Source organism: Roseiflexus castenholzii DSM 13941 (assembly GCF_000017805.1).
GTDB classification, from domain to species: Bacteria; Chloroflexota; Chloroflexia; order Chloroflexales; family Roseiflexaceae; genus Roseiflexus; species Roseiflexus castenholzii.
The window spans coordinates 5,646,494-5,658,532 of sequence record NC_009767.1 but is presented as its reverse complement, the minus strand read 5'-3'; the positions used below and the strand labels follow the sequence as shown (position 1 = coordinate 5,658,532).

Sequence of the window (12,039 nt, the reverse complement as noted above, 5' to 3'; positions counted from 1 at the left end):
GGTTCGCCATGAAGTCGGTTTTGTTCGTCTGGGGCGGCTGGGAGGGACACGAGCCAAAGCGGTGTGTCGATATTTTTGCTCCGCTGCTACGCGCCGAAGGGTACGAGGTGACGATCAGCGACACGCTCGACTCATACCTCGACCGCGAACGCCTGCACGCCTACAGCCTCATCGTTCAGGTCTACACCATGTCAACAATCACGCGCGAGCAGGAGCGAGGGCTGCTCGACGCCATCGCAAGCGGCGTCGGCTTTGCCGGTTGGCACGGCGGCATGGCGGACGCATTCCGCCAGAGCACCGACTATCAATTCATGGTTGGGGGGCAGTGGGTTGCGCATCCCGGCAATATTATCGACTACACAGTGAACATCATCAACCACGACCATCCGATCACCGCCGGTTTGAACGATTTTCGCATGCACTCCGAACAGTACTATATGCACGTTGATCCGAGTAATCACGTGCTGGCGACGACCACATTCAGCGGCGAATACTGCCCCTGGATCGAAGGAGTGGTCATGCCGGTCGTCTGGACGCGCATGTGGGGCAAGGGGCGCGTCTCCTACTGCTCGCTAGGGCACGTGGCGCGCGACTTCGACGTTCCCGAAGCGCGCGAGTTGGTGCGGCGCGGCATGCTCTGGGCTAGCCGGAGCGAGCCTTGAAGGCTGAAGGTTGGAATGTTGAAGGTGACGTGCATCAAACCACGTCCCCATACCAATGACGATCGAAGATGCCGCATGCTGGTCATTCCGCGCGCCGCGACGGGTCATTCCGCGCGCCGCGACGGGTCATTCCGCGCGCCGCGACGGGTCATTCCGCGCGCCGCGACGGGTCATTCCGCGCGCCGCGACGGGTCATTCCGCGCGCCGCGACGGGTCATTCCGCGCGCCGCGACGGGTCATTCCGCGCGCCGCGACGGGTCATTCCGCGCGCCGCGACGGGTCATTCCGCGCGCCGCGACGGGTCATTCCGCGCGCAGCGACGGGTCATTCCGCGCGCAGCGAGGAATCTACGCGGGTCGCGCACGACCCCGCGCGCTGCTCGGGGTGACCATGCCGGATGGTCACCGGTCATTGGTATCATTCGTTCATTCGTTGACCTGATCTCTTCGAGGAACTCCTATGATCACCCCCGCCAACGTCGGCATTATTGGCTGTGGCAACATCAGCGGCATCTACCTGGAAAATAGCAGGATGTTCGACGCGCTCAACGTCGTCGCCGTGGCGGACATCGATCCGGATCGGGCGCAGGCGCGCGCGGCGGAGTACAACGTTCCCAAAGCGTGTAGTGTCGAGGAATTGCTGGCCGATCCCGACATTGAGATTGTCATCAACCTGACCACCCCCGATGCCCATGGTCCGGTCGCGCTTGCAGCCTTGAACGCCGGCAAGCACGTCTATAACGAAAAGCCGCTTGCCGTCACCCGCGACGAGGCGCGCGCATTGCTCGATCTCGCTGAACGCAAAGGGCTGCGTGTCGGCTGTGCGCCCGATACGTTCCTCGGCGGTGGGTTGCAGACCTGCCGTAAACTGATCGATGACGGCTGGATCGGTGAGCCGATCGGGGCGACGGCTTTCATGATGAGCCACGGACCAGAAAGCTGGCATCCGAACCCCACATTTTTCTACCAGCCCGGCGGCGGTCCGATGTTCGATATGGGACCCTATTACCTGACGGCGCTCTGTGTGCTGCTTGGTCCGGTGCGACGGGTGACCGGCTCGGCGCGTATATCGTTCGCGGAACGCACGGTGACCGGCGAGCGCAACTATGGCGCAACGATTCCGGTCAACACCCCGACGCATGTCGCCGGTGTGCTCGATTTCGCTTCTGGCGCAGTGGCAACAATCATCACCAGTTTCGATGTCTGGAGTTCGCAATTGCCGCGCATCGAGATTTACGGTTCGCACGGCACGCTGAGCGTTCCCGACCCGAACACCTTCGATGGTCCGGTGCTGTTGCGCCGCGCCGGTGCGCGCGAGTGGTCGAGCATACCGCTGTCGCATGGTTTCACCCGCAACAGTCGCGGCATCGGCGTAGCAGACATGGCGACCGCCATCCGAACGGATAGACCGCATCGCGCATCCGGCGAACTTGCGTACCATGTGCTCGACATTATGCACGCCATTCATGATGCATCGCGCGAGGAGCGTCACATCTTGTTGCGCAGCGCGATGACCCGCCCGAAGCCGCTGCCGCTCGGTCTTGGCGAGCGTGGCGTTGATGCGGAGTGATGTGCCTATGGCTGATGTCGTCTCGATGGGAGAGTTGCTGGTTGAGTTTGTGGCGACCATCCCAAACACGCCGCTGGCGCGCGTGCCCGGTTTCATCAAGGCGCCCGGCGGCGCGCCTGCCAATGTCGCCGTCGGGTTACAACGCCTGGGTCTCAGCGCGCGTTTCGTCGGCAAGGTCGGCGACGATCCGTTTGGCATCTACCTGCGCGAGAGCCTGGCGCAGGAAGGGGTTGATACCCGTTTTCTGCTGGTGGACCGAAGGGCGCGCACCACGGCGGTGTTTGTAGCGGTATGGGACGACGGGCGCAAAGACCTCTGCTTCTACCGCAATCCTGGCGCCGACATGCTGCTTGCGCCGGATGAGATCGACGAGCGAATCTTCGACGGGGCGCGCTGTTTTCATTTTGGCTCAATCGGCTTCATCGACGAACCGTGTGCGTCGGCGCAGCGCCGCGCACTCGAGATTGCCTGCGCGCGCGGATTAATGATCACCTACGATCCGAACTATCGCCCGACCCTCTGGCGCAACACCGACACCGCGCGCGCCGTCATCCAGGACTCATTCCGCTTCTGCCATCTTGCCAAGATTAGCGAAGAAGAATGGGAGACGGCAACCGGCGAACGCGACCTCGACGCTGGCATCGCGGCAGTGCTGGCGAAAGGGGTCGAACTCCTGGTCATCAGCCGGGGGGCGCGTGGCGCCATTGCGACCAATGGCGCGTATCGCATCGAACTCGCGCCGCCGTCCGTGCCGGTGGTGGAAACAACCGGCGCCGGCGACGGGTTTATGGCGGCCATGATCACGCGCCTGCTGCCGGAGCGTGAGCGGGTGGGGTCACTCGCGCGCGTCGAACCCGGTCTTGTGCGCGAAGCGTTAATCTTCGCCAACGCCGTTGGCGCGTTGACCTGCACCAAACCGGGCGCCATTCCGGCGCTGCCAACGCGCACCGAGGTCGAGCGGTTTCTTCAGCAGTGACACCAATGACGATTGACGATGCCGCATGCGTGTCATTCCGAGCGCAGCGACTGGTCATTCCGAGCCCTTCGCTTCGCTCAGGGTAAACGCAGCGAGGAATCTGCGCGGGTCGCGCACGACCCCTCGCGCTGCTCGGGGTGACCATGCCGGATGGTCACAGGTAATTTGGTATGACACATTGAGCCGCAGGCGCCGCTGCTCAACCGCGCGCTTTCGGTGGCGCTGAGACGCGCCGGCGAGGGCCCATTGCCTTCAGGAAGCGACGGTTGCCTCATCCCGCGCTGCCGGCGATCCCCAACCGCTGTGCATCGGCGCGCAACCCGTCGATAACATGCCCGATAACCTCATCGAGCGGCATGCCGAGCGCCGCAGCGTTGTGGGTGATTTCGTCGCGGCTCACGGCGCGCGCAAACGCTTTGTCTTTCATCTTCTTGCGCACCGCTGTGACATCGACGTCGAAGATGCTCTTTGTCGGGCGGACGAGTGCGACTGCCACCACGAAACTCGACAGTTCATCGACGGCTGCGAGGGTTTTTTCCAGCACAGTATTGCGCGGAACGCCACTGTAGTTTGCGTGCGACAGAATGGCGCGGCACACCTCCGGCGGCCAACCGTTCAATCGCAGGTGGGTCACCCCGACGAACGGGTGCATCGGAAGCGGCGGCTCCATCGCCTGCCCCGCCAGAATCGCTTCGGACGCAGCAGTGGCGCTGTCGCCCGGCGGAGGCATCTGCGGATAACGCTCGAAATCCATGTCGTGCAGCAGACCAATCGCTCCCCACAAGTCGGGATCGGCGCCGTTTAACTGCGCAAAATGGCGCATCGACGCCGCAACGGCATAGCAGTGCTTGCGCAATTGTTCACCCTGCACCCACTCGTGCAGGATCGCAAACGCGCGATCAGTGTACGTCACGAATCCCTCCGTCCAGCCGAGTCAGCAGAATCCAGCAGGTGAAACAAGCGTTCAGCCATTGAGCGCAGGGCAGGCGCATCGCGTGTCGCCGCCTCCCAGACTCTGTCGATGGTGCGATAGCCGTGGACCAGATATTGTGCGCATTCCTAGTATTCGAGATCATCCTGCAACCCACCCTCACCCCCGCCCCGCTCCCGCGCGCGGGTCCGTCCTCCGGTGGGAGTGCCGGTGTGCGCGCGGGGGTTCGGTCCGCATTATACCAATGACCTGTGACCATCCGGCATGGTCACCCCGAGCAGCGCGAAGGGTCGTGCGCGACCCGCGTCGATTCCGAGCGCAGCGAGGAATGACACGCATGCGGCATCTTCAATCGTCATTGGTATAACCGTCTTCGAGCGGGGAAATCAATGAACAGGGATGCGCCGCCGCCAACGTCAATGACACCAGCATCCTTACTTATGCCGGACACGGCAATCAACGCCAGCGACGCGTCCGGGCGACGCTGATACCAACTGACATCATCTGTGGCTTTGGTTTGGTACACCTGATTCCAATGTTCCTGGCGATTCATGTGGTCGTGCATGGTCAAGACGCTGAACGCATTGCCCATCAGCGGCGGGTTGGGCGGCTTGGTTTTCTCCCATCCCCCCTATTTTAGAACCCCACCCTTCTCTTGAACTGCCTCAACCATGATATTCATTCCCACCTCCTCACCTACCTCACCAGAATACAGCGCATCCAGTAGCACCAGGCGTTAATCCCCCCATCGGAAAGACTTATCCCTTACCGCTTGCCTTTCAACTCTTTATCAATCTTCTCGATAGCGTCCTTTGCCTCCTTAAGTCCTAGCCCCGTTTCCAGACGATAAAGCTTGATGGCCTCAATTTGCTTACCTTGTTTCAACAACGCTTCGATTTGCGGCCGAACCATTAAACCCGGTTCCTCTTCCTGATACTCCAAATGGAGATGCTGAAGCAGGAAATCTACTTTCCGTTCAAGGAGATGGACTTGCTTCATCAATGTCGACAGACGTTCCCTTTCAAGAGAATCCATGCTACCTCCTTCAGGAAGCTACACTTATCGTTCTCAATCAGTGCGTGTTGAGATCGACGCCGTAGCCCAAACGCATGATACCGCTATTCTCAAAGCTTTCGTCTCGCATGCATGGTCGTTGTGTAACTATAAGCCGCCTAACGGCCTGCGCATCACCTGCGGCGAGCCGAGCGCAGCGAGGCGAAGCCGTCAGGTGGATGCGCGTGTTAGCCCGTTTTTTGGCTTTCAGACACTAAGAACTCTAGAATGGCAGACCGTCTTTCAGGCAATGGTTTTTCGAAATCATTTGCCATAGTGAATATCTTGTTAATCTGTTCGTCCCATTGATAATGAATTGACGTAACACCAATACCAGACCTTATCCAGCATTGTCCCCGTATTTCTACCAAAAATTCGGCGATTTGGGAGAAGGTAATATACTTTACGCCCTGTCCTAAATAATGCTGGTTGGGTTCACTGGCAAAAACTATGTAACGAATGCGACTTCTCTCGTTTTCATAGCAATAGTGGGTGGCAAGTTGACTGGCAACATTGGTAATTTGACACTCATCATACAGACCAACAAAACGAACTATATATTTAATAGGTGCAAGGTTTTTATTTCTCCAAACTCTGTTTGGTCTGTTGTCATTACCTGACTTTACTTCTGCAATCACTACATCAAAACGCCCGTTTTGCCCTTCAACCAGAATTTCGTGGTTGGCGATTCGTAAATTTCCCGCTATTTCAACCGAGTAAGGCATTCGCAATGCGATAGTGTCTGTTTCTGTGTGAGGAGCAATTATCCCATTTCTGATTCGATTAGGGTCATCCGCGGCGTGAACCACAAAGTTGTCAATGGTGAAATATCCGTTGAAACGCAAATACCAACTCACAAACTTTTCGTAAATTGCTGACATTTCAATTTTCCTGTCTTGCGACGAGCGGGCTAACGCTCTGGTTCAGCGGCGGCGCGCAGCGCCGTCCGCTGCAACCGGTTGTTAGATGCCTTTCTCCCACTCAAGCCACTTTCAGAACGTCTACTCCCGAGGGCTTCCGACCTGGTAGCCCATCACATGTTGCTTATAGTGGATCGTCAGTGCCGCCGCTGGCGATAGGACTTTAGATCCGCCTCGGTAACCTCTTCTCCAGGTACGAGACGGTAGTGCTTATCCGATACGACGGTAATCCTCTCTTTGCTCTGTTCGAACTCGAAAAGCGCGATAAGGTCATCCTGCATGAACTGGGCGCCGATTGCCCGACAGATCAGGAGGGGAAACTTGTTCGCACACATTGCCATGTCTTGTTCAATTTGCACCACGCTCAAATGATCATTCCCGCCTTTAGCCTGTACGGGAAAAACGTAGTGGGCCCCTTTCTTATCAACACCGATGTAGACTCCGTCGGTTTCGATCTGGCCAAGCTTAGGAACTGTTGTCCGAAGATGGTTCTGGAGGGAATAGCATGTGACGCCGGTAAAGATGTCAATCAATCGGTTATAGCGCAGTTTGGCGAGTAGGGCCTGTTCATCGCTCAGGGCGTACATTGCTATCACGCCTGGCGTGGCGTCAGGCACTTTGGTCTCGGCCATCATCTTGCTTGGCTGGATGATAGCCCGCTCAATAGCAACAAAACGGTACTTTGCAGGGCCCGCTGGCCGGATGATCCATTCCTTTCCCTCCGGGGCCTCAGCACGGACGGATTCAGGCAGCGGCGTGCGATACCGGAATCTGTAGATTACGTCCCCGAGGTTCTTTGGCAGCCTGACACCCAGCTTCCGCGCCACGCGGACCAGATCCTCCCTTTCGAACGGCGCCTCAGCCGCGCCCGCTTGAAAGTGGGAAAAGAATATCTCCTCGATGAGCTGAGAGTACCGGTTTGATTTGCTCATTCGATCACCGTGGGACTTTGATCGCCCTTACGCCCGAAAGCCGCCGCTGTCTGGGACCAGGCCATCGCAGTATCACGACTTCTTCACGTAGTTGCTCCTTTGTTGCTGTTGCCAAACGGGTGCGAAACAAGTCGATATTCACAACATCATAGCCAAGCGATTCGGCAATATCTGCCAGCAACGGCCCAGTGCGAATCATGACCCGCAGGTAAGATGCCTGATCTCCAACGACGTAGGCCAGCTGTGCACCTGGGGCTAGGACTGTGCGCAGATCTGCCAGGTGACGCGCCATTCCGCCGAAATAGAGCTTCGTTACCCTGTGATACTGGCGCTCGAAGCCCGATGTTTTCCCAAGCTTAACCCTGCGCGTTTCGATCGCCTTCGCAATGCGTTGGATTTCATCATGGTCGGACACCCATCTGTCGTCGTCGTCGCCCTTGTAAACCCCACGAGTATTAGACCGGATCAAGCCTCGCTTCAAGGCTCGGAGGTCGGCCTTATCCTTGATGAAACCGAGCAACACGGATTCGAGCCGTGTTGTCCGCGTGTAGTCCTTCTCATTGGGGTAGGGCGGGGATGTAACGACGGCATCGATCGTGCATCCGGTGAGAATCTCCGAAATCCGCCTGGCGTCAGCGTTATGCACTCCGGCTGGTGCGCCCTCGGTCTGTCGCAAGGGCCGGAGGTCAGCGGCCATCGCCTCCACCGATGCCAACCACGGCGCAACAACCGGGCTATCGGGCTTCGCCGGTCCCACACCAACTTCCGGACCAAAATTCAGATTGCTGATCGAAAAGACGAGGGCTTTGCCCAGCGCCAGAAGCTCATGGTTTCGGAACTTCTCATCGCGACATTGATCGAGACACTCGAGTAGAACCAGAGTTTTATGAAGTGGCAGTGGGCTAATGGAATTCGTCAGAAGAAGCTTTTCCTTTTCTGGAGGAAGCTTCCGTAGCACCTTTGGGTGATGCGAACCCACCATGCTGGTACTCCTGAACAAAGGCAGCGGGGGTTCATCTTCAATTCCCTCCGATTGGAGTTGTTCTCTCGCCAACGCTGCGACTTCTCGGACGTGCCTCACAAGACCATCGGGGTCAGGGGTCCAATCGGTCTTGACGGTGGTCACGAAATAAGCCCACGGCATCGCCTCGACTCCTATACTCGGAATGCCGAGTTTCTTGCATTCAACGATGGTGGTGCCTGTGCCGCAAAACGGGTCGAGAACGGTGTGATCTCGACCGATACCGAACCGTTGCAGATAGTCCCGCACCAGATGGGGCGGAAACGAAAGAACGAATCGATACCAGTCATGCACGAGGCTGTCCTCAGGAGCTAGCCTATTGACGGCCCCATTGGTATCCGGCGTGGATGTGTGGAGCTCTCGTTTCATGATTGGATCATGCTCGTTGGCAGACTCCCAAGATTTGGGCATCTAACATGAAGTAGACCGACCGCCTCCGCCTATTCCAGCCAGTACTAAGTTAGACGGACAACCGTCCATCGAACCCCGCCCCGCACAGCGTTCGGCCGCCCTTCGTCCGCCTATGCCCGCGCGTGCTCTGATAGACGGATAACCTTCGCTCCTGAAACTCACGTGCGACTCTGCCGCATCGTTTGTGTGCCTTGCGCGGTCCATGAGTTGTGATAAGTATAGGTCACGCTCTATCCGATGTAAAGGGGTTTTCAGATGTCCTCTTCCGGCCATCCGCCCAGACTGCTCGATCAGGTGCGCGGCGCGCTGCGACGCAAACACTACTCGCTCCGCACCGAAGAGGCGTCTATCGGATGGGTGCGCCGGTTCATCCGCTTTCATAACCTGCGCCATCCGCGCGAGATGGGATCGCGTGAAATTGGCGCCTTCCTGACGTACCTGGCCGTCGAAGAGGAGGTTGCCGCTTCGACCCAGAACCAGGCGCTGAGCGCCTTGCTCTTTCTGTATCGCGAGGTGTTGCAGATCGAGCTTGACGCTGATCTCTCAATAACCCCTGCCAAACGACCTCAGTACCTGCCTGCCGCGCTTAGCCGCGCCGAGGTGCGCGCCGTGCTCGCCGCGCTGTCGGGAACTCATCAGTTGATGGCGCAACTGCTCTACGGCAGCGGGCTGCGCTTGCTGGAGTGTTTGCGTCTGCGGGTGAAAGATCTTGATGTTGAGCAGCGCCAACTGATGGTGCGGCAGGGTAAAGGCGGCAAGGATCGGGCGACGTTGCTGCCCGCACGATTGCATGAGCCGCTGCGCGCTCATCTCGAACACGTGCGTTCGATCCACGAGCAGGATCTCCGCGAGGGCTTCGGTGAGGTCTGGCTGCCCGACGCCCTGGCCCGGAAATTGCCTTCCGCCAGCCGTGAATGGGTCTGGCAGTATGTGTTTCCGTCGAGCCGGCGCTCTGTCGATCCGCGTTCGGGCCGCATGATGCGCTATCATCAAGACGAAAGCGGGTTGCAGAAGGCTGTCCGGCGGGCGGCGCAGCAGGCCAGCGTCCAGAAGCGCGTCACCTGCCACACGTTTCGCCATCGCTTCGCGACGCATGTGCGTGAGGCTGGCGATGATATGCGCACCGTGCAGGATCTTCCGGGTCACAAAGGATGGGCAGACCACGATGATCGACACCCACGTCCTGCGCCGTGGGCCTGGCGGGGTGCGTAGCCCCCTCGATGATGCGTGAGGTCTGTCGGGTCTCGCCCCTCGTCTGCCTGCGCGACGTCTACGGTTCCCGTTTTCCCTGCCTCCCCGCCCCTACCCCGCGCAGCGCATGCGCCCATCCTCCCTGCCCCTCAGATTCAAGGGCGGACAGCACGCACGAGTATCGTGGGCATGCGTGTCGCCAGGATGCGCCGTTTTCCCCTCGCCCCCCGCCCCGCTCCCGCGCGCGGGTCCGTCCTCCGGTGGGAGCGCCGGTGTGCGCGCGGGGGTTCGGTCCGCCCTTTATCGAAGCGCGAGCGTCCTGGCTCCATCGGCGCCAGAATATGAACATTGCTGTGCTCATCGGTATCGCCGCGCGCCACCGACCCGAAGATGCGCGCATTGTGCGCGCCATGCTTCGCCGCAATTGCCGGGATTTCAGCGCGCTTTTCGCAGACCAGTGCATCGGCGTCCTTGCCAACACCCTCTGCTCCGACCCCTAACCCCGTACTCTCACCCGCCACGCATGGTAGAGCACAATACTCCCGGCGACCGCCACATTCAGCGACGCAATCCGCCCGCGCATCGGCAAACGCACGAGAAAATCGCAACGTTCGCGCGTCAGGCGCGCAAGCCCCGATCCCTCTGCGCCGAGCACCAGTGTCAGCGGCAGGTCGAGATCGACCTCATCGAACACCCGCGCGCGTTCGTCGTCCTCGACCCCCACAACCCACACACCGGCGTGCTGCACCCGTTCAATCGTCGCCGCAAGATTGCTGACAACGACAATCCGCAAGTGTTCAACGGCGCCCGCCGAAGCATTCACGACGGCCGGCGTGATCTCCGCTGCGCGTCTACCAGGGATGATGACGCCATGCACCCCGACGACCTCTGCCGTGCGCAGGAGCGTCCCGACATTTTGCGGATCCTGAATATGGTCGAGCATGAGGAGGAGCGCCGGTTCGTTTCGTTCTTCTGCAAGCGTCAGACAATCATCAAGATCGACGTAGGGATAATCGCCGCACTCGAGCGCCACGCCCTGATGGTTCGCATCGAGCAGGCGGCGGTCGAGTTCACGCCGGTCGATCCGTTCAACCGGCACGCCGATCTCACCGGCAAGGCGCACAATCTCACCAAGGGCGCCGGTCTCCTGCGCACCAGCCGAAACGAGCAGGCGCTGAAAAGCGCGTCGCCGGGCGCGCAACGCCTCGCGCACCGCATTGCGGCCATACAGCAGATCAGCCATAGACGGCACACTCAAGATTACAGACCGAGCGCATTCTTAATGCGCCCGAAGAAACCCTCATCACGCTGATTGCCAATCGGCTCATTTTCGAGCGAGCGCGCAAGTTCTTCAAACAACCGGCGTTGATGGTCGTTCAGATTGGTTGGCACAACGACGCGCACCACCACAATCTGATCACCGCGACCACTACTGCGGAGAAACGGCGCGCCTTTCCCTCGAATGCGGAACACTGCGCCGTTCTGAACGCCGGGCGGAATATGCAGACGCTCCGTACCCTCGATAGTCGGCACATCGACCTCGGTCCCCAGCGCCGCCTGCGCGACATTGAGCGGCAATTCGAGAATGATGTCGTTGCCTTCGCGGATGAAGAACGGATGCGGTTGAACGTCGATGACAACATAGAGATTGCCATACGGACCGCCACGCGGACCGGCATCTCCCTCGCCGCTGATCCGGATTTGCGCGGAACTATCAACGCCAGGAGGCACACGCACCGTGATTTTGCGCGTCTGACGGATGCGCCCCTCACCCCGGCATTCACGGCATGGAATAGCGATGACCGTCCCCTCACCGCGACACATATCGCAGGTCGTCACCGTCACCATATTGAAGAGCGGCGCGCGTTGTCGAATTTCGCCGAGACCGCCGCACTTCGGGCAGCGCACCGGCTCGGTGCCCGGTTCGGCGCCGCTGCCGCGGCATGCCGGGCAGGTTTCCATTCGGCGATACTCAATCGTCTTTTCAACGCCGAAGATCGCCTCCTCAAACGAGATCGACAGCGTATAGCGCAGATCGGCGCCGCGTTGTGGACCGCGCTGCGTCCCGCGCATCGTGCCGCCAAAGAACGTCTCGAAGATCGAACTGAACGGATCGGCGCTGGCGAAGGGATCGAACCCCGGCGCCGCAGTCGGACCGGCATGACCGAACCGATCATACATACTGCGCTTCTCCGGGTCGGACAGCACCTCATACGCCTCGTTGATCTCCTTGAATTTCGCCTCGGCGTCCGGCGCCTTATTGACGTCGGGATGGTACTGCCGCGCCAGGCGGCGAAACGCCTTTTTGATCTCGTCCTGCGAGGCGTTGCGCTGAACGCCCAGCACTTCGTAATAGTCGCGCTTGACTGCCAT

At 59.5% G+C, this 12,039-nt stretch carries 12 protein-coding genes; 4 read left to right on the top strand and 8 right to left on the bottom strand.

Annotation, left to right across the window (positions count from 1 at the left end; translation table 11 throughout):
- Nucleotides 1-8 precede the first annotated feature (8 nt).
- The 3 genes from RCAS_RS22820 (at nucleotide 9) to RCAS_RS22805 (ending at nucleotide 3,207) form a co-directional block, all read left to right on the top strand.
- Nucleotides 9-662 carry a ThuA domain-containing protein gene (locus RCAS_RS22820; protein WP_012122843.1) on the top strand — a complete coding sequence of 218 codons (654 nt, stop codon included), beginning with the start codon at nucleotides 9-11 and terminating at the stop codon, nucleotides 660-662.
- Between the two features lie 459 nt (nucleotides 663-1,121).
- Nucleotides 1,122-2,231 carry a Gfo/Idh/MocA family protein gene (locus RCAS_RS22810; RefSeq protein WP_012122842.1) on the top strand — a complete coding sequence of 370 codons (1,110 nt, stop codon included), beginning with the start codon at nucleotides 1,122-1,124 and terminating at the stop codon, nucleotides 2,229-2,231.
- A 7-nt stretch (nucleotides 2,232-2,238) separates the two neighbouring features.
- The gene (locus tag RCAS_RS22805; RefSeq protein WP_012122841.1) at nucleotides 2,239-3,207 is read left to right on the top strand and encodes a carbohydrate kinase family protein; all 969 of its coding nucleotides are present in this window, start codon (nucleotides 2,239-2,241) and stop codon (nucleotides 3,205-3,207) included.
- A 271-nt stretch (nucleotides 3,208-3,478) separates the two neighbouring features.
- Here the strand turns inward: RCAS_RS22805 and RCAS_RS22800 are convergent, their stop codons facing one another.
- The 6 genes from RCAS_RS22800 to RCAS_RS22780 form a co-directional block, all read right to left on the bottom strand.
- Entirely contained in the window at nucleotides 3,479-4,120 is a 642-nt protein-coding gene (locus RCAS_RS22800; protein WP_012122840.1) for an HD domain-containing protein, read from the bottom strand.
- A 373-nt stretch (nucleotides 4,121-4,493) separates the two neighbouring features.
- Nucleotides 4,494-4,730, bottom strand: coding sequence for a hypothetical protein (locus RCAS_RS22795; RefSeq protein WP_041331307.1), 237 nt, complete (start codon nucleotides 4,728-4,730; stop codon nucleotides 4,494-4,496).
- A gap of 173 nt (nucleotides 4,731-4,903) precedes the next feature.
- A complete protein-coding gene (locus tag RCAS_RS22790) occupies nucleotides 4,904-5,173 on the bottom strand; it encodes a ribosomal protein L7/L12 (RefSeq protein WP_012122839.1) in 270 nt (89 codons plus the stop codon).
- 206 nt (nucleotides 5,174-5,379) lie between these two features.
- A complete protein-coding gene (locus RCAS_RS25450) occupies nucleotides 5,380-6,072 on the bottom strand; it encodes a hypothetical protein (protein ID WP_012122838.1) in 693 nt (230 codons plus the stop codon).
- Between the two features lie 176 nt (nucleotides 6,073-6,248).
- Complete coding sequence (locus RCAS_RS22785; protein ID WP_012122837.1) at nucleotides 6,249-7,043, bottom strand: hypothetical protein; 795 nt, start codon at nucleotides 7,041-7,043, stop codon at nucleotides 6,249-6,251.
- A 4-nt stretch (nucleotides 7,044-7,047) separates the two neighbouring features.
- Nucleotides 7,048-8,433 (bottom strand): DNA methyltransferase, encoded by a 1,386-nt coding sequence (locus tag RCAS_RS22780; RefSeq protein WP_041331305.1) that lies wholly within the window; start codon nucleotides 8,431-8,433, stop codon nucleotides 7,048-7,050.
- A 297-nt stretch (nucleotides 8,434-8,730) separates the two neighbouring features.
- On the opposite strand from RCAS_RS22780, the gene RCAS_RS22775 reads away from it, so the two are divergent.
- Complete coding sequence (locus tag RCAS_RS22775) at nucleotides 8,731-9,687, top strand: integron integrase (protein WP_012122835.1); 957 nt, start codon at nucleotides 8,731-8,733, stop codon at nucleotides 9,685-9,687.
- 475 nt (nucleotides 9,688-10,162) lie between these two features.
- On the opposite strand, the gene rlmB is transcribed toward RCAS_RS22775, so the two are convergent.
- Nucleotides 10,163-10,909 carry a 23S rRNA (guanosine(2251)-2'-O)-methyltransferase RlmB gene (gene rlmB, locus RCAS_RS22765; protein WP_012122833.1) on the bottom strand — a complete coding sequence of 249 codons (747 nt, stop codon included), beginning with the start codon at nucleotides 10,907-10,909 and terminating at the stop codon, nucleotides 10,163-10,165.
- Between the two features lie 17 nt (nucleotides 10,910-10,926).
- Nucleotides 10,927-12,039, bottom strand: a complete 1,113-nt coding sequence (gene dnaJ / locus RCAS_RS22760; RefSeq protein WP_012122832.1) for a molecular chaperone DnaJ — start codon at nucleotides 12,037-12,039, stop codon at nucleotides 10,927-10,929.